Source organism: Arthrobacter sp. C2 (genome assembly GCA_024207135.1).
Lineage (GTDB): Bacteria > Actinomycetota > Actinomycetes > Actinomycetales > Micrococcaceae > Paeniglutamicibacter.
On the sequence record CP042428.1, the window covers coordinates 4,075,230 to 4,097,144 of the forward strand.

The window sequence follows — 21,915 nt, forward strand, 5'->3', positions numbered from 1 at the left end:
TTCGCCGCGACCGCTGACCGCCCAACGAGCTCGAGCTCATGTGCGTGCGGTGCCGTAGGTCGAAGACCGGCAATCCGGAGTCCAGGCACCTGGCCCCGGAATCGTCCCAGGCGATATCGGAGGGCAACAGGTCATCCGCATACGCAGGATTTCGCGGGCCACGACGCGAAGGGCGTTCGTGGTGGAGACTTGATGCATGGGACAACGAATCGCCTCCAGCGCCTCCGCCTACCTGCGCCAGCATGCCCACCAGCCGGTGGACTGGTGGCCCTACGGGGACGAGGCGTTTGCCGAGGCCGCGGCGCGCGACATCCCGGTGTTCCTGTCCATCGGCTACGCGGCCTGCCACTGGTGCCACGTGATGGCCGCCGAATCCTTTGACGATCCCCGGGTCGCCGCATACCTGAACGAACATTTCGTGCCGATCAAGGTCGACCGCGAGGAACACCCCGCCGTCGACGAGGCCTACATGGCCGCCACGCAGACCCTCACCGGGGCCGGAGGCTGGCCGATGAGCGTGTTCACGCTCCCGGACGGCCGTGCCATCCACGCCGGAACCTACTTCCCGCCCGTCCCGCGCCCCGGCATGCCCTCCTTCGGGCAGGTGCTCGAGGCGGTCACCGACGCCTGGGTGAACCGGCGCGATGCACTCGAACTGCAGGCGACGACGCTTGCCGACCATCTGGGCTCGGTGGCCGGGGGACAGGCCAAGATGTTTACCCGTGCCCTGCCGCTGCCCACCGGCAGCAACGGCTCCGCGCTGGCCCCGGTCGTTTCAGCGGCCGTGAACAAGCTGGCCACCTTGCAGGACCCCACCGGCGGGTTTGCGCCGGCACCCAAGTTCCCGCCCAGCCCCGTGCTGGATTTCCTCTTGCGCGCGGGGCTGGGCCTGGGATCGGCGGCCGGCCAGGCCACCGCGCTGGCCTCGGACACCCTGGAAACCATGGCCCGCAGCGCCCTGGCCGACCACGTCGGCGGCGGCTTTGCCCGCTACTGCGTGGACCCAGGGTGGAAGATCCCGCACTTCGAGAAGATGCTGTACGACAATGCCCAGCTGCTGGGCCTCTACGCCCGCGCATCCGTGCAGCTGCCCGATCCCGAGGTCGCCAAGCTGTGCCGGGTCGCGGCCGTGGGCATATCCCGGTGGCTGGAGACCCGGATGCTGCTTCCCGGCGGCGGATTCGCTTCCTCGCTCGACGCCGACACCGTGATGCCCGATGGAACCCACCACGAGGGCGCCACCTACGTCTTCACCCGGGCCGAGGTCGCCCGGATCCTGGGCGAACCAAGCGGCAACCCCGCCGGGCCGCGTCCCGATGCGCTTCCGGGCACGGGCAGCGTCTTCTGGCAGCTGTGGGAGGGGGCCAGGCTTCCCGCCGAGGATGCCCGGACGGCAAGCCTCCCTCCGCAGGATGCACCCATGACCATTGCGCTGTCGAGAACCCCCAGCCTGCTCGAATGGCCGGAACTGGACAGGGCCTTCAAGGCCTTGGAAGCCGAGAGAACCAAGCGCGTCCAGCCGGGCCGCGACGACAAGGTCGTTGCCGGGTGGAACGGCCTGACCATCGCCTCGCTGGCCGAAGCGTCGGTGCTGCTGCGCGAATCGCGCTTGCTGGAGCTCGCCACCGGGGCGGCCGCCTACCTCCATGCGGTGCACTGGGTTCCCGCGACCGCGGGCGCCGGGGGAGTGCTCCACCGCATCAGCCACCAGGGCCGGGCAAACACGGCCATCGACGCCGTGCTGGAGGACTACGCGGGGGTAGCCCTGGGATTCCAGTCGCTGGGGGTTGCCACGGGGGAGCCGGAGTGGTTCGCGCGGGCAGACGAGGTGCTGGCATCCGCGCAAGAAATCTTCCTGCAGGATGGACGGCCGCGCGACAGCGCAGCCAACGACCCGCGGGTGCGTGCCGTGCGCGGCGGGGCGAGCAGCGCCGAGGCACTGGACGATGCGGTGCCGGCGGCCACCTCGCTGCTGGCCGCGGCACTGCTGGACAGGGCCGGCCGCCTGCAACTTGGCTCCGGGGAAACGGATGCCGGGTTCGAGCGCAGTGAGGCCGACCTGGGTGTGGTTCGCATGCTGCTGGGGTTCGTCCCGGCCTTGGCCGAACGGGCGCCGCAGGCGGTCGGCAGTGCATTGGGCGTGGTCGCCCGGTTCCTCCACGGCTCGAGCACCGAGCTGGCCGTGGCCGGCGGAACCGAGGACGAGCGGCTCTCCGCCGTGCGCCTGGGGGTGCTGGCGGGGCTGTCCCAGCGCGGCGCGGTCAGCACCGGAGCGGATGCGGCCGGATATCCCGCCGGACCCAAGGGCCAGCTGCGGCTTTATGTGTGCCGCGGAGGCATCTGCCATGCACCGGTCAGCGACATCCCCTCGCTGGCCGCGCTGATCGTGCCCGGTCTTGCCCGCGGCGGGCAGGGCGCTTAGGCGGTGCCCAGCACCGCCATGCTGATCGCGGTGAAATGGCAGGCAAAACCAACGAGCGTGCACGCATGGAAAAGTTCATGGAACCCCAAGACGCCCGGAATCGGGTTCGGGGCCTTGAGCGCGTAAAACACCGCCCCGACGATGTAGAAGACTCCGCCGTTGCATATCAGGATTGCCGCGGCCGGGTTCGCGGCAAAGAAATCCCCGATGAACAGCAGGGAGGCCAGACCCAGCAACACATACACCGGGGTGTAGAGCCAACGCGGGGCATCGGTGTAGAAGACCCGGAAGCCCACCCCGGCCAGTGCGCCGATCCAGATCGAAACCAGCAGGATCGTGGCGGACCTGGGTGGAAGCAATGCCCAGGCAAGCGGCGTGTAGGAGCCGGCGATCAGCAGCATGATGTTGGTGTGGTCGATCCGCTTGAGCAAACGCGTGGTTTGCGGCGACCAGTTCCCACGGTGGTAAAACGCCGAGACCCCGAAGAGCAGCACCCCGGTGAACGCGAAGACGGCACTGGTGATCTTGCCCGCCCCGGCCGGGGCCAGGACCACCAGCACGATGCCCGCTGCCAGGGCCAGCGGGGCGGTGACGGCATGGATCCAACCGCGCAGCAAGGGCTTGTCCGGCTGGGACGGAACCGGTGGCTGGGGGTGGATTCCGGAGGGTTGGATCATGCCCATAGCCTAACTTGCCAAGTGGTAGGTTGACTGACTTCCTGCCGCAAGGCTCCCCGGGTTCCCCGCTCCCCGCCGGACACGGTGTGGGCTATTGCCCGGGACAATGCCCGAGTCATGACACCTCGCCGGCAGTGGAACCCGGTAGCGTTAACCAACGGATGCGGTCCGTGGGGACCGCCCGCATGCACCCCCTATCCAAAGCAGGAGTATCGCCGTGGAACTACCGGGATTCGTCTACCGGCTCTATGAGCGGCAGCTGCGGGGTCTCTTGGCCCCGGAAAAGCTGCCGGCGCATATTGGCGTGCTCGTGGACGGGAACCGCCGCTGGGCCAAGCTTTCGGGCCAGACCACCGCCAGCGGGCACCAGGCGGGTGCGGACAAGATCCTGGAATTCCTGGGCTGGTGCCAGGAGCTGGATATCAACCTGGTCACGCTCTACATGCTCTCCACGGACAACATGAACCGCTCCAGCCAGGAACTCGATGACCTGATGGGCATCATCGCCAACACCCTTGACCGGCTGGGCGAAACCAAGACCGTGCGCGTCAAGCCCGTCGGGAACCTCGAATTGCTCCCGGACTACCTGGCCAGCAAGCTGCGCGAGTTGGAGGCTTCCACCGCGGCAGTCGCCGGCATCCACGTCAACGTTGCCGTCGGCTACGGCGGCCGGCAGGAAATCGTCGATGCGGTCAAGGCACTGCTGCTCCAGGGCCACGCCAACGGGCAGAACGCGGCACAGATCGCCCAGGGCCTGGATCCGGACCAGCTGGCCACCCACCTGTACACCAAGGGACAGCCGGACCCGGACCTGGTCATCCGCACCTCGGGCGAACAGCGCCTCTCCGGATTCCTGACCTGGCAGAGTGCCTATTCCGAGTTCTACTTCTGCGAGGCGCTGTGGCCGGACTTCCGGCGCGTGGACTTCCTGCGCGCGCTGCGCGACTTCGCCGACCGGCAACGCCGCTTCGGTTCCTGAGGTTGCAGCGCCCGTCGCGGCAACCTTCCGGACACCCCGGAGTCCCGGAACCTTAATCTCGTCTTCATCACGACTCGCTCCGCACCCTAGGAATGCCCGTTGATGTGCGCGTATGTTGGGGATTAACGGGTGATGAGGCCGTCATCGCCCGCCGATTCGGGGAGCATCTCCCCGCGAGGAGCGAGACTTGGCAGCGAACCAGGAATACCCAACCAGCTCACCCGCCGGATCCGTTGCGGGCGCCACCGAACCGGCCCCGCAGGAGGGTGCCCGCACCTTCGTGCTGGACACCTCGGTGCTGATCGCGGACCCGCACGCCATGCTGCGCTTTGCCGAGCACCACGTGGTCCTGCCATTGACGGTGATCAGCGAGCTCGAGCACAAGCGCAACGACCCGACCCTGGGGTTCTTCGCCCGCGAGGCGCTGCGGACCCTGGAGGACCTGGGGTCCAGGCACGGCGGGCTGGCCAAGGACATGGTGGTGGGGACGCAGGGCGGGACCCTGCGCATCGAGCTGAACAACATTGCCCCCGACGTGTTGCCGGTGGGCTTCCGCAACTCGGCCAACGACACCAGGATCCTGGCCGTGGCCAAGTCGCTGCTGGACGAGGGGCTGGATGTCACCCTGGTCTCCAAGGACATGCCGATGCGCATCAAGGCCTCGGCCATGGGTCTGATCGCAGAGGAATACCGCAACGAGCTCATCGCGGATTCCGGCTGGACCGGCGTCCATGAAATGAACGTGTCCGAGGAAAACATGTCGGCGCTCTACGCCGAGGAATCCCTGGAACTCGAGGAGGCCGCGGAGCAGCCGGTGAACACCGGGCTGATCCTGCACTCCCCGCGCGGCTCGGCACTGGGACGGGTGGACCGCAACCACCTGGTGCGCCTGGTGCGCGGGGACCGCGAGGCCTTTGGGCTGCGCGGGCGCTCCGCCGAGCAGCGCCTGGCCCTGGACCTGCTGATGGACAAGGAAATCGGCATCGTTTCGCTCGGCGGCCGGGCCGGGACCGGCAAGTCGGCGCTCGCGCTGTGCGCCGGGCTCGAAGCGGTCATGGAACGCCGCGAACATCGCAAGATCATGGTCTTCCGACCGCTCTACCCGGTCGGCGGCCAGGAACTGGGGTACCTGCCCGGTGCCGAGGCGGACAAGATGAACCCGTGGGCCCAGGCGGTGTTCGACACCCTGGGCTCGGTGGTGTCCAAGAATGCGATCGACGAGGTCTTGAGCCGGGGCATGCTCGAGGTGCTGCCGCTGACCCACATCCGCGGCCGGTCCCTGCACGACGCCTACGTGATCGTGGACGAAGCCCAGTCGCTGGAGCGCAACGTGCTGCTCACGGTGCTTTCGCGGATCGGCCAGAACTCCAAGGTCATCCTGACCCATGACGTGGCCCAGCGCGACAACCTGCGGGTGGGTCGGCACGACGGCGTCGCGGCGGTGGTCGAACAGCTCAAGGGCCACCACATCTTCGGGCACGTGACCCTGACCCGCTCCGAGCGCTCCGAGATCGCCGCATTGGTCACCGAGCTGCTCGAGGACCGGATCCACTAGGAACGGGAATCCCCGGGTGCGGGCGCGCGGTTCAGGCCGCGGGCCCGCCCCGGTGCCGTGCGTGCTCGGGCGCTTCGGGCCCGGGATAGTCGGCCAACCCGGGGATCGGCCACAGCGGGGCCCGGCGCACGTCGGACAGCGAGGACAGCGGCTGGGTGAACAGCCCGTCGATCATGTATTCGTCCACGGCGGTGATCGCGATCCGGTGCTCGACCCCGGCCTCGGGACCGTCCAGCACCTGGCGCAGCACGCAGATTCCGGTGGCCCGATCCAGCCGGATCCGGGTCATTCCCTCGCCCAGCAGGGGAGCCTCGGGCATGAGCGGTGCGTAGGAGTGGCCGCGGGACAGCACCGCCTCGAGGCACTCGCGTCCCGAATCGTCCACGATGGACCGCAGGGAATGGATGGTGCTGGGATGCGGGAAGGCCATGTCGGCCGGCCCGGGGGCAAAGCCTGCGACCTCCACCGGGTCCAGGAACGCGCTCCACAGCCCCACCGGCATCAACTCGTTGACGTAGTCGGCCTCCGGGCGCCGGGAAACCAGCCCATCGTCCCCGTAGACCGGGGCCAGCAGCTGCGGGGGAAGCAACCAGCTCTTGCGGGTGGCAGCCACGAAGCTGGCGTCGCGGGAGTCGTTGATGTGTTCGGTGCGGAAGAGCACCGCGCCGGACTCATCCTCCACTCGGATGGCATCGGGGCGCCTGATCAGCACCGTGAGTTGCTTGGGCAGGTTCGGGGCGGCAAACGCGATCGCATGTTGCTCGGCGTCGGTGACGGAGATGGTGACCTGGAGCGTGTTCCACAGCCACGGGGAGGAACGGGCCAGACGGCGGAAACGCCCCATGAGTTCCTTGCTGGGTGCCCGGTCCGGATCCGGGAAGACGGCCTCACCATTGGACTGTTCCATGATTTCAGTCTAGCGAGGTCCCCGCCGCACGGCTTTGCCCGTTGGACAGCGTGCCGCCGCTGACACCGGGGCACCCCACCGCGTAAGGTTTGGCCCATGCCGCAACTCATTTTGCACTGGTTTGCCTCCCCGCAGGCGCTGGCCACGGTGGCCGGAATCCTGGCCGCCCTGGCCCTGGCGCTCTACCTGTACAACGCCGTGCGCCTGACCGTCATCGACTTCCGCTCGCACCTGTTGCCCAACCGGATCCTGGGCCCGTGGTTCATCGCCGCCCTGGTGCTGCTGGGTGCGGCCGCGCTGCTGGCCGGGGAGCCGATGACCCTGCTGCGGATGGCGCTGGGCGCGGTGATCCTCTTTGCCGGCTACCTGGTGCTGCACCTGATCGCACCGGCGGGCATGGGCCTGGGGGACGTGAAGCTCGCCGCGGTGCTGGGGCTCTACCTCGGCTTCCTGTCCTACACCCACCTGTTGTGGGCCACGGCGTTCGCCTTCATCGTCGGGGCCCTGTGGTCGATCGCGCTGCTGCTGGCCCGCAAGGTCACGCTGCGTTCCTCGGTGGCCTTTGGCCCGTTCATGCTGGTGGGCGCCGCTGTCGCCCTGGCCGTGGCCGGATAGCCAAGAAGCAAGCCAAACCACGAAAGGTGCCCGAGGCCTTCCATGCCCACACCCGAATTCATTGTGAAGATGCGAGAAAAGATCGGCAACGACCCGCTGTGGCTGCCCGGGGTCAAGGCCGTGGTGATCCACGAGGACCGGGTGCTGCTGGTCCGCCGGGCCGACAACGGGAAATGGACGCTTCCCGCCGGCATCCTGGAGCCCGGCGAGGAGCCGGCCGTCGCGGCGGTGCGCGAGGTGTTCGAGGAAACCGCGGTGCACTGCGCCATCACCCGCCTGGTCGGTGTGGCCACCACCGACGAGGCGCTCTATCCCAACGGGGACCGCGCCCAATACCTGGATATCATCCTGGCCGGCGAGTACCTGGGCGGCCAGGCAATGGTCAACGACGACGAGAACCTCGAGGTCGGGTGGTTCGGTCTCGACGCGATGCCCAAGGTGCCGCCCAAACACCAACGCGCCATTGACTGGACCCTGGAGCCCACCGAATCCGGGCACTTCATCACCGGCAACGCGGACCGGGCCTGACCCGACGCGGACTTGCAGAACGCAAAAGTGCCCCGCAAGACCTGCCCTTCCATTCCCGGTGCGGGAATGGAACACGGTCTTGCGGGGCACCGATGCCTGGTGGGGAAAACCCTTAGCGGTTCGCCCCCGGTTCGTGGGCGTCGGCCTCCGGGGCCCCGGTGGTGCCGACCACGGCCGTGCCACCGAAGCGGGCCGCGTCCTCCAGCGTCTTTGCTTCCTCGCCGCCGATGGCCTCGCCGCGGGCGACCATGCCCGCGGTGTCCGAGAGCTTGACCTGCTTGAGGAACAGCGCCAGCACGAAGGCGATGAGGATGAACGGGATCAGGTACCAGAACACCGGGGCCAGCGAGTCCGCATAGGCGTTCACGATGCCCTCGCGCACGGCCTCGGGCAGCTGCGCCATGGTCTGCGGGTCCAGCGTCGCGGTGGCGTTGCCCGCATCGGCGGCACTCGCCCCGGCGCCGGTGAACACGTCGGTGAGCTTCTCGGAGAGCCTGTTGGTGAACATCGCCCCGAAGATGGCCACGCCTAGGGACGCGCCGACCTCGCGGAAGTAGTTGTTCGTGGAGGTTGCGGTGCCGACCATGGCGGGGTCCACGGCGTTCTGCACCACCAGCACGACCACCTGCATGATCAGGCCCAGCCCGGCGCCGAAGACAAACAGGTACACGCAGATCAGCCACAACGGGGTGGTCGCCGAGAGCGTGGTGAAGGCCAGCATGGCCCCGGCGGTGACCAGGGCGCCGGCGATTGGGTAGCCCTTGTACTTGCCGGTCTTGGTGATCGCGATGCCGGAGTAGATGCTGGTGCCCATCATGCCGACCATCATCGGGACCATCAGCAGCCCGGAAACCGCCGCGGAGGTGCCCGAGGACATCTGCAGGAAGGTGGGCACGAAGGCGATGGCCGCGAACATGCCCAGGCCCAGGGTGAAGCCGATGGCCGTGGCGTTGACGAAGGTCGGGTTCCTGAACAGCGACAGCGGGATGATCGGGTCCTCGGCGCGGGCCTCGGTGATCACGAAGAGCACGATGGCCGCGAGCATGCCCACGCCCCAGGCCCAGGTCTCGGGGGCGGCCCAGCCATGGTTCTTGTTCCCGCCGAAGTCGGTGAAGAAGATCAGGCAGGTGGTGGCGATCGAGAGCAGCAGCACGCCAAGCACATCGATCTTCTTGGTGGACTTCTTGTTCGGGATGGTCAACGCGAACCAGGCGATCAAAAACGCGCCGATGCCGATCGGGATGTTGATGTAGAACGCCCACTGCCAGGTCATGTGGTCGACGAAGAAGCCGCCCAGCAGCGGACCGGCGACGGCCGAAAGGCCGAAGATGGCACCCAGCGGGCCCATGTACTTCCCGCGCTCGGAGGCCGGGACGATGTCGGCGATGATGGCCTGCGAGAGGATCATCAGCCCGCCGCCGCCCAACCCCTGCATGGCGCGGAAGAAGACGAACATCCAGAAGGTCCCGGCAAACGCCGCACCCACCGAGGCCAGGGTGAACAGCGCGATGGCGATCAGGAAGAGGTTGCGCCGGCCCAGCACGTCGCCGAACTTGCCGTAGATCGGCATGACGATGGTGGTGGCCAGCAGGTAGGCGGTGGTGATCCACGCCTGGTGCTCGACGCCGCCGAGCTGGCCCACGATGGTGGGCATGGCGGTGGAGACGATGGTCTGGTCGAGGCTGGAGAGCATCATGCCGGCGATCAGCGCGGAGAAGATGATCCAGATGCGCCGCTGCGTCAGCAGCAGCGGTGCCGGGTCCGGGGATTTCCGGGACGCGGTGGTGGTGGCCATAAGGGGATTTCCTTGCGTGTGGTGGGAAAAATGCGTGGCGGCGACGGAGCGCCGGGTCAGGACGCGGGAGCCTGGGGCTCGTGCAGCAGGTGCTGGCCGAACAGCTCCCGGGTCTGGTTCATGACCGAGAGGAATTCTTCCTCCAGCGAGGGGCCTTCGGGGGAGGCCAGGTAGCGCTCGATGGCCCGGTGGGTCGCGAATTGCAGGACGTGCACCAGCACGCCGATGCCGCCGTGGTCGGCCGCCACGCCTTCGCGCTTGGCCACCAGGGCGGTGAATTCGGCCTGGCGTTCGGGGCCGACCTTCATCATGCGGGCCAGCAGTTCCGGCTCGCGGTGCAGGATCGTGAAGAACCCGTGGACCCCGCGGATCTCGGCGTCGTCGAGGCGCAGCTGCTCGAGCACCAGGGTCACCAGGTCGGCCAGCAGCGTGGGGGAGATCCCCGTGGTCCCGGCGGGCCTCGCGTTCATGAACCGCTCGAGCGCCTCGGCGGAGAGCCCGTCCTCGGCGTGCCCGAAGACGGCGTCGAGCTTGGTGGCGTAGTAGTTGAAGAAGGTGCGCCGGGAGATCCCGACGCGGGCGCAGAGTTCCTCGACGGTGAAGCCGGCGAAGCCGTGCTCGGCCGTCAGCTCGCGCGCGTTCCGCGAGATGGACAGGCGGGTCTTGAGCATGCGGGCGCTGAGGGTGGGCGGGGTGGCCGGCTCGGCGGGAAGCTCATTTGCACTATTCTTCACAGAGTGCAGTTTTGCACTATTGGTTGTTGAGTGCAACTTAAGTGGCATTGCTCACCGGGCCGCCTTCCCGGACCCCTCGGCCCAGGTGCCGGTACATGCAAGCGGCGGCCCGCCGGGGAAGGGAAATGGAACCTTCCTGGACGGGCCGCCGCGGACCGGGGATGCTGCGTGGGCGTCAGTGCTTGCCGGTCATGGTGGTGACATCGAGCAGCTCGTCGAGCTGTGCCTCGGTCACCTCGCCGCGCTCCACGAAGCCCAGGGCCACGGTCGCCTCGCGCACGGTGAGACCGTCGGCGACGGCCTTCTTGGCGATCTTCGCGGCGTTCTCGTAGCCGATGAGCTTGTTCAGCGGGGTGACGATGGAGGGGGAGGCCTCGGCCAGGAAGCGGGCGCGCTCCACGTTCGCGGTGATCCCGTCGACCATCTTCTCGGCCATGACCCGGCTGGTGTTGCCCAGCAGGCGGATGGACTCGAGCAGGTTCGAGGCCATCACCGGGATGCCCACGTTCAGCTCGAACGCCCCGTTGGTCCCGGACCAGGCAATCGCGGTGTCGTTGCCGATCACCTGCGCCGCGACCATGATCGCGGCCTCGGAGATCACCGGGTTGACCTTGCCCGGCATGATCGAGGAGCCCGGCTGCAGGTCGGGGATGGCGATCTCGCCCAGCCCGGTGTTCGGTCCCGAGCCCATCCAACGCAAATCGTTGTTGATCTTCATCAGCGAGATCGCGATGTTGCGCAGCTGGGCGGAGGCCTCGATGAGCCCGTCGCGGTTGGCCTGGGCCTCGAAGTGGTTCCGGGCCTCGGTCAGCGGCAGCCCGGTGTCCTCGGCAAGCAGCTCGATGACGCGCTCCGGGAACCCGTCAGGGGTGTTGATGCCGGTGCCCACCGCGGTGCCGCCCAGCGGCACCTCGGCCACCCGCGGCAGCGAGGCCATGATGCGCTCGACGCCGTAGCGCATCTGCGCGGCGTAGCCGCCGAATTCCTGGCCCAGGGTCACCGGGGTCGCGTCCATCAGGTGGGTGCGCCCGGACTTCACCACGTCCTTGAACTGAACCGCCTTGGCCTCCAGCGAGGCCGCCAGGACCTCGAGGCCCGGGATCACGTCGCCCAGCAGTCCGGCGGTTGCCGCGACGTGCACCGAGGTGGGGAAGACGTCGTTGGAGGACTGGGACGCATTGACGTGGTCGTTGGGATGCACGATGGTCTCGGATCCGGCCGCGGCGAGCGCGCGGGTCGCCAGCTCGGCGAGGACCTCGTTCATGTTCATGTTGCTCGAGGTGCCCGAGCCGGTCTGGAACACGTCGATGGGGAAATGCTCGTCGTACTTGTTGTCCGCGACCTCGTCCGCGGCCTCGACGATCGCCAGTGCACGCTCGGCATCAAGCACCCGGAGCTCCAGGTTGGCCAGCGCCGCGGCCTTCTTCACCTGGGCCAGCGCCCGGATGTGCGCGGGCTCCAGCTTCTTGCCGGAAATCGGGAAGTTCTCCACGGCCCTTTGGGTCTGCGCCCGGTAGAGGGCGGCGGCCGGTACCCGGACCTCGCCCATGGTGTCGTGTTCAATGCGGAAGTCAACAGAAGTGTCCATGTCACCCACGGTACGCCCGAAGCCCCCGCTTCGGCAGTGGCCGGGCGCACAGTTCCTGCGAACGGCGAACACGGGAATAAAAGCCAGCTTGGTGCACCTCGCGCGCATGAAAAAACCGGCCGGCTCCCGGGGGCCGGCCGGTTCCAGGACGGTGGTGCCTAGAGCACGCCGAAACCGGAAACCATTTCCGCCTTGCCCTCGGCCAGGCGGTAGGTCACCCCGATGACCGCGGTGCGGCCCTCGTCGATGGCGGAGGAAATGATCCGGGACTGTTCGACCAGGCGGTGGGTGGTCTGCTGCACGTGCTCCACCACGGTGGTGTTCACGTCGCGGATGCCGTTGCGGCGGGCGGTGATCACCGACGGGGTGATGTGCTCAACCAGGTCGCGGATGAAGCCCGGCGGCATGGTTCCGCTTTCCACCGAATCGATGGTGGCCGTCACCGCGCCGCAGGAGTCGTGGCCCAGGACCACGATCAGCGGGACGTTGAGCATGGCCACCGAGTACTCAAGCGAGCCCAGCGCCGCCGAGTCGATCACGTGCCCGGCGGTGCGCACCACGAAGACATCGCCCAGGCCGAGGTCGAAGATGATTTCCGCCGCGAGGCGCGAGTCCGAGCAGCCGAAGATCACGGCGAAGGGGTGCTGCTTGTCGACCAGGAACTGGCGGCGCAACGCATCCTGGTTCGGGTGGTCGGTGTGCCCGGCAACGAAACGGGAATTTCCTTCACGCAATCTCCGCCAGGCCTGGGCGGGGGTCAACTGTACGTGGTCGGCGAATGCCTCGGCTTCGGGTGGGTTCATGTTTTTTAGCATAGACGCAACACCGGTGCCGGGTTGAAACCCATGTGTTTCGTGAAGCCCCGTGGAAACGCTATCCCGCGGCGCGCCGGGGACGTCGGATGTGGGGAAAGTCTCATGCTTGCCGTGGTGTCCGCCGAACGCCGCGTCCGGAATGCAGCGGGCAATGGACCGCTAGTTGGCCGGGATCTCGCGCTGGGCCAGGCCGGCGAGCTTCTCCAGGGGTTCGGTGCCGCTGTCGCTGGAGAGCACGATGGTGGATTGGCCGCGCGTGGCGATCAACACCTGGGTTTTCTCCTTCTTCCGCAGCTCCCACTCGGTCCCGTCCACGGTGTGGGTGCCCGCGGGGGTAGCGCCCTGGGTCACGGCGGCCAGCCACGACGGGTTGGTCTTGGCGGTCTGGCGGACCCACACGAACTTGTCGTCCTTGGTGACGACGCCGAACTCCCAGTACTTGATCCCGTCGACGTTCTTGGTGATCCAGCGTGCAAAGTTCACGTAGTCGCCCTCGGGCAGGTTCGGGGCCCACGGGGTGAAATCGGCGTCGGGGGCGGCCTGCGAGGCGACAGCGGCGATGTCAACGGGCGCGCGGTAGGTGTCGGCCTTGTTTGGCGGGTTGATCAGGATCACGGGAACCGCCACGGCCACGGTGAGCACCACCGAGATGATCATGCCCTTGAGTGTCTGGTTGGCCCGCTTGGCCTGTGAGGGGGTCAGCAGCGGCTTCGGGGCCGGTTCCTGGCCGGTGTCAGGCACCTGGCCGGCGGCGTTCGACGGCACGGCGGTGTCCACCGTGGCCGGGGTCTCGGTCGGCTCTGGGGTGTTTGCGGGCACGGCGGGGCTTTCGGGGTGTTCACTCACCCCTCCATTCTCGCCCATGGCACCCGCAGAATCTAAACAGGCCCGGCGCCGGCCGCCGCCCCGGGATGGCACGAAACGCAAGTCGGTGCCGAAAGGGCGTAATTGACCTCGGGAGATATGATGGACGGTGTTGGCCCCCGGCAAACGAACAGATCTCAACGACGAGGAAGACCGTGACTGAAGCCACGAATTTTGCCCACCTGTCCCCACGACTTTCAGTTGGCGACGCCGAACCGGACCGCAACCTTGCCCTTGAGCTGGTGCGCGCGACCGAGGCCGCTGCCATTGCCTCGAGCCCCTGGGTTGGGTTCGGCGACAAGAATGCCGCCGACGGCGCGGCCGTCGACGCCATGCGCTCGCTGCTGTCCACCGTCTCCTTCAATGGCGTCGTCGTCATCGGCGAGGGCGAGAAGGATGAAGCCCCCATGCTGTTCAACGGCGAACGCGTGGGCGACGGAACCGGCGCCGAGTGCGACGTTGCCGTTGACCCGATCGACGGCACCCGACTGGCCGCCCTGGGCATCAACAACGCCCTCTCGGTGCTGGCCGTGGCCGACCGCGGTTCGATGTTCGACCCCTCCGCGGTCTTCTACATGGAAAAGCTGGTCACCGGCCCCGAGGCCGCCGAGCTGGTCGACCTGCGCCTGCCGGTCAAGCAGAACCTGCACCTGATCGCCAAGGCCAAGGGCAAGAAGGTTTCCCAGATCACCGTGTGCATCCTGGATCGCCCGCGCCACGCGGGGCTGGTCGATGAGATCCGTGCCGCCGGCGCACGCACCAAGTTCATCATGGACGGCGACGTCGCCGGCGCCATTGCCGCGACCCGCGAGGGCACCGGCGTGGACGCGCTGATGGGCATCGGCGGAACCCCCGAGGGCATCGTCACCGCGTGCGCCATCAAGTCGCTGGGCGGGATCATCCAGGGCCGCCTGTGGCCCACGGACGACGACGAGAAGCAGAAGGCCATCGACGCCGGCCACGACCTGGACCGCGTGCTGACCACCAACGACCTGGTGACCAGCGACAACTGCTACTTCGCCGCCACCGGCATCACCGACGGCGACCTGCTGCGCGGGGTGCGCTACAAGAACGGCCGCATCCACACCCAGTCGATCGTGATGCGCTCGAAGTCGGGCACCATCCGCTTCGTCGAGGGCGAGCACCAGTCCGACAAGTGGGAAGCCTACACCCGCTAAAACCCATGGCGGCCCTGCCGCTTAACGCCGCGGGGCCCGACAGGAAGTTCATTCCTGTCGGGCCCCGCGGCGTTTTTTGCCTTGGGCGCCTATGGCACCGGCTGCGGAGTCACGGCAAACGCGCGGCCCGCGGAGTTCGCGCTGCGCCGGGCCATGGCGGGGGCCTCGTTGGCGCCGATGAACAGCGAGTCGCCTCGGCGCAGCAGCTCGTCCCCGCGCGGGGTGTCGATGAGCACCTCGCCGGCGACGCACAGCACGATCACCGGGCCGTTGGCGGCCACCGGCACGTCCCCGCCGCCCATGTCGGTGGCGTCGGCGACGGCGTCAAGCTCGATGTGCTGGAGCTGGAACTCGGCAAAGGGCGGGGTGAAGACCTGCTGGCCGTACATGGTCGTCTCGGGCTCGAGCAGCGGGACGCCCAGGGCCTCGAAACGCGTGATGCGCAGCAGCTCGGGCACGTCGATGTGCTTGGGCGTCAGCCCGCCGCGCAGCACGTTGTCGGAGTTGGCCATGACCTCCACGCCGAGCCCGCGCAGGTACGCGTGCATGTTCCCGGCATCCAGGTAGATGGCCTGCCCCGGGGCCAGCACCACCAGGTTCAGCAACAGCGAGACCAGCACCCCGATGTCGTTCGGATAGTGCTCGTTGATCCGCGGCAGCTCCGCCAGCGAGACATGTTCGGCCAATGCCGGGTGGGCCTTCACCGCGGCGACGGCGGCCGCCACCAGGTTTCCCGGTTCCGGGGTCCCGCCCAGCAGGTACTCGCAGGTCGAGCTCAGTGCTTCGGCCTCGACGGGGTTGGAGAGCAGCTCCACGATCCGGGCGCAGGTTGCCGCGTTTGGCCCATCCAGCACGGCACCCAGGGAACGGAAGAGTTCGGCGGTCGCGGCGGGGGAGCGGAAGCCGCTCAGGGCCGCGAAATCGGAGAGGGCATAGATCATTTCCGGCTTGTGCGAGCCGTCCCGGTAGTTCCGGTGCGGCGCGTCGGCGGGCAGGCCCGCGGCGTTCTCGGCCTCGAAGCCGGCGGCCGCCTGCTGCGCGGAGGGGTGCACCTGGATGGACAGCGGCTTGCCGGCGGCCAGCAGCTTCATCAGGAACGGCAGCTGGCCGTAGGCCTGTGCGACCTCCGGGCCAAGCAGTCCTTGGGGGTCGGCGGCAATCAACCGGTCCAGGCCGGTGGCCTCGCCGCCGTCCGGCGTCAGGGAAGGGGCCGAGGGGTGGGCTCCGAGCCACATCTCGGCCTCGGGCCTGCCGCTGGGAGCGGTTCCCAAAAGACCGGCAATGGCGCCGGTGGATCCCCAGGCATAATCACGGATGGTGTTTGTCAGGCGATACATCATGGTCCTTTGGCATGGGAAGGGGCCCAGGTCAGGGCACGGAACACTCGTTGTTGTTGGCGGCAATCTTTTCCAGCAAGTCCGTGCGGCCGATCTGTTCCAGGGTCACCAGGTACCTCTCGGTCAGCTCCGAGCCATCGGCCTGTGCGGTGGGCGCGTCGGAGGGCACCACGGAGATCTTCCCGGGCTCGGAGTTGCGCTTGCTGCCCGGATCCGAGCCCGAGGAGGCCGAGGATTCGGCGGAATCGGACTTCTTGGTCGCCTCGGCGCTCTTCTTGGCCGGGGCCTTGGAGGCCGCTGCGCCCGATTGCGCGGCGATCAAGTCCTGGATGCGGGTGTGGATCGCGTCGAAGTCCGGGTACGTGGAGAACTTGTCCGCGGCCGACCCGAAGTCCGGCGCGCCCAGGGTCAGGCGCTTGAACGGGGTGGCGCGGGCCTTGTCGGCCAGGTTCAGGAAGGAGCCGAGCTGCTGCTGCGGGATGTCGGTTTCCACCAGCTGCTCGCCGGCATCCATGAGCGAGGTGAAACGCGTGAGGATGGTCTTGGGGCTGAACTGGGAAATCATGGCCTGCTGCAGGCACTGCTGGCGGGCGATGCGGTGGTAGTCGGTGGTGAAGTCGCGGGAGCGGGCAAACCACAGGGCCTGCTTGCCGGTGAAGTGGTGCTCGCCGGGGGCGAACCAATGGGTGTTCACCGAGGAATTGGGCCAGGCCTTGCCGTTGTAGGGGACCCAGCCGCCCGAATCCACGGTGACCCCGCCCATGGCGTTGATGAAGCCGGCGAACCCGGCCATGTCGATCATCACGTAGGACTGGACCTTCAGGCCCGTGGTGCCCTCGATGGCCTCCATGGTTGCCTGCGCCCCGGGGTTTGCGACGCCGGGATAGAGGTCGGCGTGGTTGTCGGTGGCATCGCGGTAGATCGCGTTGAACAGGCACTCGTCGCCGCAGTTGTACCCGGTGGGGTACACCTCGCGCATGGGGGAGTCCTTGGAGAACTGGGCGTTCTGGAAGTTGCGCGGGATCGAGATCAGCAGCGACTTGCCGGTCTTGGCATCGACACTAAGCAGCGACATCGAGTCGGTGCGCACGCCCTCGCGGTTCCCGGCCGAGTCGGCGCCGAACACCGCGATGTTGTAGCGCCCGTCCACGGGCTTGAACGCCGGTCCGGCGGAGAAGACGTTGGAAATGGTTTCGCGGCCCTTGTTCAGCACGAACGCGCCGTAGCCCAGCGACCCGGTGATGGCCAGGGCCAGCACCAACAGCGTGGCGGTGAGCCCGATGCGGGCCCCGGGGGCCAGGTACTTGGGCCGGATGATTGCCAGGGTGTTCAGGAACATCAACAACCAGCCGGCGGCCAGCACCACCAGCAGCACCGAGGCCCCCAGCTGGACCCAGGCCTGGGCGAAGAAGCCCAGCAGCCAGTCGCGCTTGAACAGCGCGACGCCCAGAACCAGCAGCAGCAGCGCCCAGCAGGCCAGGGTGATGCGCATGACGAACCCGCCCAGGGCGCGCTTGCCCGAGACCCATTGGGCGCTGCCTGGGAAGAAGACTGTCAGCAGCAGCAGGAACAGTGCGCGCTTGGAACGCACCGGCGCGGGAGCCGAGACGGCGTCCGGGAGCAGGTCCGGGTTGCGGGAGTGGTGGCGGCTCGATGTCATGGGGTCCTTAGGTGCCGGGGGTTTCGGCGGCGACGGCGGCCCGCAGCGCGGCGCCCTTGTCGGCGGCGACCTGCCGCAGGGTCCCTGCGAAGTCGATGAGCTGTTCCTGGAGCCGGGCGGCGAACTCGTCGGTGCCGGCGGCGAGCATGCGTACGGCCAGCAGGCCGGCATTGCGCGCCCCCCCGATGGACACGGTGGCCACGGGGACGCCCGCGGGCATCTGCACGATGGACAGCAGCGAATCCATGCCGTCCAGGGTCTTCAGCGGCACCGGGACGCCGATAACCGGCAGCGGGGTGACCGAGGCGAGCATGCCCGGCAGGTGGGCGGCGCCGCCGGCTCCGGCGATGATCACGCGGATGCCGCGGCTGTGGGCTGCCTTGCCGTAGGCGATCATGTCCTCGGGCATGCGGTGCGCGGAGACCACGTCGGCCTCGAAGGGGATGGAAAATTCGCGCAGGGCCTCGGCTGCCAGCTTCATCACGGGCCAGTCCGAGTCCGAGCCCATGACCAGGCCTACAAGCGGTGCGGGAGTGCTCAAGAGGTGTGTCCTTCGACGGAGGTGGCGGTGGCGGGTGCCGCTGAGGGCACGCCGTCACGGATCAGGGAGGCCACGGCGTTGGCCCGGTCGCGCAGCGAATCGACCGATTCGCCGGGCTCGGAAACCACATTGACGTGGCCGATCTTGCGTCCCGGGCGCACGGACTTGCCGTAGGCGTGGACCTTTACGCGCGGTTCGGCGGCCAGTGCGGCGTTGAACGCGGTGAACAGGTCCTGGTTGGCCCCGCCGAGGTAGTTCTTCATCACGGTGGTTTCGGCCAGCGCGTCGGTAGCGCCCAGCGGCAGGTCAAGGACCGCGCGCAGGTGCTGCTCGAACTGGCTGGTGATCGAACCGTTCATGGTCCAGTGCCCGGTGTTGTGCGGGCGCATGGCCAGTTCGTTGATCACGAACCCGGCACCGATGCCGGGGGTCTCAAAGAGTTCCGCCGCCATCACTCCGGTGACGCCGAAGGCGTCGGCGATCTTCAGGGCCGCGTCCTTCGCGGCCCGGGCGACGTCCTCGGGCAGGTCCTTGGCCGGGGCGATGACCTCGTCGCAGACGCCGTCGACCTGGATGGTGTGCACCACGTCCCAGCCCTTTTCCTCGCCGCCTGGGGTGCGGGCCACCAGGGCGGACAGCTCGCGGGTGAAGGCGACCTTGTCCTCGGCCAGCAGGGCGCCGTTGCCGAACCAGTCGGCCGCGGCGCGGGCCTCGTCGGCGGAATCGAGCATGCGCACGCCCTTGCCGTCGTAGCCGCCGCGCGGGGTCTTGAGCACGATCGGCCAGCCGATCCGCTCGCCGAACGCCAGCAGTTCCTCGACGGTTTCGACCGCGGCCCAGGCCGGGTTGGGCAGGCCGAGCTCCGCGATGGCCGCACGCATGACCAGCTTGTCCTGGGCATGGATCAGCGCGGCGGGTCGCGGCTGCACGTTCACGCCCTCGGAAATCAGCGTCTGCAGGTGCTCGTTGGGCACGTGCTCGTGGTCGAAGGTCAGCACGTCGAGTCCGCGTGCAAACTCCCGAAGCGTTGCCAAATCCTTGTAATCACCCACCGGTGCGTCGGCAACACAGCGCGCGGCTGAGACATCAGGGCCTTCGGCCAGGATGCGTAGTTCGAAGCCGAGGTTCAATGCCTCGGGGGCCATCATTCGTGCGAGTTGGCCTCCGCCAACAACGCCAATCACTGGAAACGTCACCCGCCTAGCCTACCCAACCTACGCGCTCGCGGGTTGCTGGCAAAGGGAGTTTGGACACCTTTGTCGGTGAACTTTCAGCGAATCGCATTAGAATGGCTTGGTTGACCGGGTCAAGAAGTCGCGGATCAGCTCCATCGCCGCGACTTGGATCTTCGTCCTTGAGGGGCGGCGAAACGCATTGAAACGATTACATGGAGGATCATGCTGACGAGGATCTGGGACAAGCTCATGGGCCTGGTGTCCATGATGTGGCGGGAAGTCGCCAAGTTCGGCGTCGTCGGGGGTGTTGCCTTCGTCATCGACTCCGGCATCTACCTGTGGATGCTCCAGGGCCCCATGCACGACTCCGAGGTCAAGGCAAAGATCGTTGCCGGCGTCGTGGCCACGATGTTCTCCTGGGTTGCCAACCGCTTCTGGACCTTCCGCCACCGCCGACAGGCCAACGTCGTGCGCGAACTGGTGATGTTCCTCATCATGAACGCCATCGGGCTGGGAATCGCCGCAGCCTGCGTGTTCGTCACGAAGTACTGGATGGGCCTGACCGACACCACCAGCCTGTTTATTGCCGGGTCCGTGGTCGGCCTGGTGCTGGGCACCATCTTCCGGTTCTTCGCCTACCGCTTCTGGGTCTTTGGCGCGGCCATGGATGACGAAGAGGAATTCGCCCACGATCGCGAGTTGCTCAGCGTCGGTCCCGAAACCGGTTCGCTGGAGCACGGAGTTTCCGGCGGCAACCGGACGCTGCGCGCCCCCGACGGCGCCGCCTGAGGGCTTCGCCCAGCCGCCGGGCTGATGCCCCGGCACGAAACTTCAGGAATCCACCAACCGCCACCGGGCGGATGGATCCGGGAAGAAATCGTGCCGGGGTTTTTTCATGCCCGGCACCCGGGGGCCGCCAACGCGCCGGCAGGCGCCGGGGCCCGGTCCCTAGTCCTGCGCGTCCAGGCGCGTGACGACCCGTTCGCCGCCGAGCAGGGAATCGGTGATGTTGACCCCGTCTTCGACCATGACCACCGGGTTGCCGCCGATCCACTGGGCCAGGAGCGCCGGCAGGATCCGCTCCAGCGGCCACGCGGTGCTCATCAGCGTGGCCCCGGCGGCCACCCGATCGGTGCCGGCGGCGAAGAGCTGGGTGTAGGCCAGCGTCCCGGTTTCGGAGACCAGTGCGGTGGCGTCGGTGTCGATGGGGGAGGGGAAAAACGAGTCCGCGTAGGAGCGGACCTCGGAGGCGTAGTCAGTGGCGCCGACCGGCAGCGGGCCGTCGAAGGCCATGGCGAGCGAGGGCAAGGGGACGGCGATGACCTCGACCGAGCCGTTGACTGCTAAGGTTTGCGGATCGGCGGTAATAAATACATCGACATTCCCGGGATCCGTTCCGGGGGCCACGCAGCGCACTTCGGCACCCAGGTGCCAGCAGGCCAGGGCCAGCGCCGCGGACTTCCAATGGCCGGGCATGTCGGTGGCGACAACGCTGCCCGGGGCTAAATCAAATTCTTCGTGCAAAAGGTTCGCGCTCTTGGCAACCCAGTTGTCAAAAACGCGTCCGCTGAGCTCGACGCGCTCCCCGGACCGCGAGTACCAGGTGAGGTACGGGTGCGTGGAATGGCGCACCGGTGCCAGAAGTGATTCGACGGGAGATAACGAATTGGTATCAATGGGCATGTATTGCTCCTTGTCAAGCCTGTGAATTCCCCGGGAATCCGCGGGCAGGCGTATTGCTGTGCGATCCCGCCGAAGTCCCGGGCGTGGCGTGGCTCTAAATCTACGACATGTGTGGCTAAAATCGACGGCCGCACTTGACGCGACCGGAGTTACACCAGTGTAATTAGATAGTGCACCGTCTGGGGGAGCGAAATTGTCCCTCGACGGCTTTTTATTGAAGGTCGTCGATGTCGCTCATTTTACGGTCATTTTTTGTGTCTAGTTCGTAACGGCGGAAGGTTGGTAAACCATGGGGAACGTGGATCGAAGCTTCAACGAAGCCGCAACGACGGGAATTGCGCCCAACTTCAACGGCGGCCGGGGTGTGCCGGCGGACTGGTTCGTGGACCCTGCGGCCTCCGGCCCGGAACAGCAATCCAATGGTTCGCGGGTCCTGACCCCGGCCGAGGAGACCGCTGCCTTCCTCGCGGCGCATGACGCCGCCAACGACCTGGTCACCGAACCGACCCCGTCCTGGGCGCCAAGCCTGGATGCATCGGCCGACGGCAAGAGCCCGGCCCAGGCCATCTGGATCGGATTGGGGTCCGAGGACGAGGAAGGCGAACTGGGCTGGCAGTCCGAGGCTCTGTGCGCACAGACCGACCCCGAGGCATTCTTTCCCGAAAAGGGCGGATCGACCCGGGACGCCAAGCGCGTGTGCGGTGCCTGCAACGTGCGGTCCGAATGCCTGGAATACGCCTTGACCAACGATGAACGCTTTGGGATTTGGGGCGGGTTGTCGGAGCGCGAACGTCGGCGCTTGCGGAAGCGAGCAGTCTAATTCTCCCCACGATCCACGTCACCGCCATTGTGGCTGCCCACA

The 21,915-nt window shown here is 67.5% G+C and carries 20 protein-coding genes; 8 read left to right on the forward strand and 12 right to left on the reverse strand.

Annotated features, from left to right (window positions below):
• The first annotated feature begins 196 nt into the window (after window positions 1-196).
• Entirely contained in the window at window positions 197-2,422 is a 2,226-nt protein-coding gene (locus FPY90_RS18690; protein WP_071215443.1) for a thioredoxin domain-containing protein, read from the forward strand.
• On the opposite strand, the gene trhA is transcribed toward FPY90_RS18690, so the two are convergent.
• Entirely contained in the window at window positions 2,419-3,099 is a 681-nt protein-coding gene (gene trhA / locus FPY90_RS18695; protein WP_498682706.1) for a PAQR family membrane homeostasis protein TrhA, read from the reverse strand. The genes FPY90_RS18690 and trhA overlap by 4 nt on opposite strands.
• A 217-nt stretch (window positions 3,100-3,316) precedes the next feature.
• Here trhA and FPY90_RS18700 point away from each other — a divergent pair, with 217 nt between their 5' ends.
• On the forward strand, window positions 3,317-4,078 hold the full coding sequence (locus FPY90_RS18700; RefSeq protein WP_071215444.1) for an isoprenyl transferase: 762 nt from the start codon (window positions 3,317-3,319) through the stop codon (window positions 4,076-4,078).
• Window positions 4,079-4,358: 280 nt separating this feature from the next.
• The gene (gene phoH2, locus FPY90_RS18705; protein WP_498685620.1) at window positions 4,359-5,633 is read left to right on the forward strand and encodes an RNA 5'-3' helicase PhoH2; all 1,275 of its coding nucleotides are present in this window, start codon (window positions 4,359-4,361) and stop codon (window positions 5,631-5,633) included.
• A 31-nt stretch (window positions 5,634-5,664) separates the two neighbouring features.
• Here phoH2 and FPY90_RS18710 read toward each other — a convergent pair whose 3' ends face one another.
• Window positions 5,665-6,540: a hypothetical protein gene (locus tag FPY90_RS18710; protein WP_498682709.1), complete on the reverse strand. Its 876-nt coding sequence runs from the start codon at window positions 6,538-6,540 to the stop codon at window positions 5,665-5,667.
• A gap of 96 nt (window positions 6,541-6,636) precedes the next feature.
• Between FPY90_RS18710 and FPY90_RS18715 the strand changes: the two genes are divergently transcribed.
• A complete protein-coding gene (locus tag FPY90_RS18715; protein WP_083411316.1) occupies window positions 6,637-7,155 on the forward strand; it encodes a prepilin peptidase in 519 nt (172 codons plus the stop codon).
• A 42-nt stretch (window positions 7,156-7,197) separates the two neighbouring features.
• Window positions 7,198-7,683 carry an NUDIX hydrolase gene (locus tag FPY90_RS18720; protein WP_071215446.1) on the forward strand — a complete coding sequence of 162 codons (486 nt, stop codon included), beginning with the start codon at window positions 7,198-7,200 and terminating at the stop codon, window positions 7,681-7,683.
• Between the two features lie 112 nt (window positions 7,684-7,795).
• On the opposite strand, the gene FPY90_RS18725 is transcribed toward FPY90_RS18720, so the two are convergent.
• The 5 genes from FPY90_RS18725 to FPY90_RS18745 all read right to left on the reverse strand — a co-directional run bounded on the left by FPY90_RS18725 (window position 7,796) and on the right by FPY90_RS18745 (window position 13,461).
• Window positions 7,796-9,478, reverse strand: a complete 1,683-nt coding sequence (locus tag FPY90_RS18725) for an MDR family MFS transporter (RefSeq protein WP_498682712.1) — start codon at window positions 9,476-9,478, stop codon at window positions 7,796-7,798.
• Window positions 9,479-9,534: 56 nt separating this feature from the next.
• Entirely contained in the window at window positions 9,535-10,212 is a 678-nt protein-coding gene (locus tag FPY90_RS18730) for a TetR/AcrR family transcriptional regulator (protein WP_071215447.1), read from the reverse strand.
• A gap of 175 nt (window positions 10,213-10,387) precedes the next feature.
• Entirely contained in the window at window positions 10,388-11,800 is a 1,413-nt protein-coding gene (locus FPY90_RS18735) for a class II fumarate hydratase (RefSeq protein ID WP_498682714.1), read from the reverse strand.
• Between the two features lie 158 nt (window positions 11,801-11,958).
• On the reverse strand, window positions 11,959-12,603 hold the full coding sequence (locus FPY90_RS18740) for a carbonic anhydrase (RefSeq protein ID WP_498682715.1): 645 nt from the start codon (window positions 12,601-12,603) through the stop codon (window positions 11,959-11,961).
• Between the two features lie 171 nt (window positions 12,604-12,774).
• Entirely contained in the window at window positions 12,775-13,461 is a 687-nt protein-coding gene (locus FPY90_RS18745; protein ID WP_498682716.1) for a DUF4245 domain-containing protein, read from the reverse strand.
• A gap of 173 nt (window positions 13,462-13,634) precedes the next feature.
• Between FPY90_RS18745 and glpX the strand changes: the two genes are divergently transcribed.
• Window positions 13,635-14,657: a class II fructose-bisphosphatase gene (gene glpX / locus FPY90_RS18750; protein WP_071215450.1), complete on the forward strand. Its 1,023-nt coding sequence runs from the start codon at window positions 13,635-13,637 to the stop codon at window positions 14,655-14,657.
• Window positions 14,658-14,746: 89 nt separating this feature from the next.
• On the opposite strand, the gene manA is transcribed toward glpX, so the two are convergent.
• Genes manA through FPY90_RS18770 form a run of 4 tightly spaced genes read right to left on the reverse strand, consistent with a single transcriptional unit; the run spans window position 14,747 to window position 19,343 of the window.
• Entirely contained in the window at window positions 14,747-15,994 is a 1,248-nt protein-coding gene (gene manA / locus FPY90_RS18755; RefSeq protein WP_498682718.1) for a mannose-6-phosphate isomerase, class I, read from the reverse strand.
• Window positions 15,995-16,025: 31 nt separating this feature from the next.
• Window positions 16,026-17,654 carry an LCP family protein gene (locus FPY90_RS18760; protein WP_498682720.1) on the reverse strand — a complete coding sequence of 543 codons (1,629 nt, stop codon included), beginning with the start codon at window positions 17,652-17,654 and terminating at the stop codon, window positions 16,026-16,028.
• A gap of 7 nt (window positions 17,655-17,661) precedes the next feature.
• Complete coding sequence (gene purE / locus FPY90_RS18765; protein WP_498685621.1) at window positions 17,662-18,162, reverse strand: 5-(carboxyamino)imidazole ribonucleotide mutase; 501 nt, start codon at window positions 18,160-18,162, stop codon at window positions 17,662-17,664.
• A gap of 29 nt (window positions 18,163-18,191) precedes the next feature.
• Window positions 18,192-19,343 carry a 5-(carboxyamino)imidazole ribonucleotide synthase gene (locus tag FPY90_RS18770; RefSeq protein WP_498682721.1) on the reverse strand — a complete coding sequence of 384 codons (1,152 nt, stop codon included), beginning with the start codon at window positions 19,341-19,343 and terminating at the stop codon, window positions 18,192-18,194.
• A gap of 249 nt (window positions 19,344-19,592) precedes the next feature.
• On the opposite strand from FPY90_RS18770, the gene FPY90_RS18775 reads away from it, so the two are divergent.
• Window positions 19,593-20,159, forward strand: coding sequence for a GtrA family protein (locus FPY90_RS18775; RefSeq protein WP_071215453.1), 567 nt, complete (start codon window positions 19,593-19,595; stop codon window positions 20,157-20,159).
• A gap of 159 nt (window positions 20,160-20,318) precedes the next feature.
• Here the strand turns inward: FPY90_RS18775 and FPY90_RS18780 are convergent, their stop codons facing one another.
• Window positions 20,319-21,053: a TIGR03089 family protein gene (locus tag FPY90_RS18780; protein ID WP_498682722.1), complete on the reverse strand. Its 735-nt coding sequence runs from the start codon at window positions 21,051-21,053 to the stop codon at window positions 20,319-20,321.
• 289 nt (window positions 21,054-21,342) lie between these two features.
• Between FPY90_RS18780 and FPY90_RS18785 the strand changes: the two genes are divergently transcribed.
• Window positions 21,343-21,873 (forward strand): WhiB family transcriptional regulator, encoded by a 531-nt coding sequence (locus tag FPY90_RS18785; RefSeq protein WP_498682724.1) that lies wholly within the window; start codon window positions 21,343-21,345, stop codon window positions 21,871-21,873.
• Window positions 21,874-21,915: the final 42 nt, after the last annotated feature.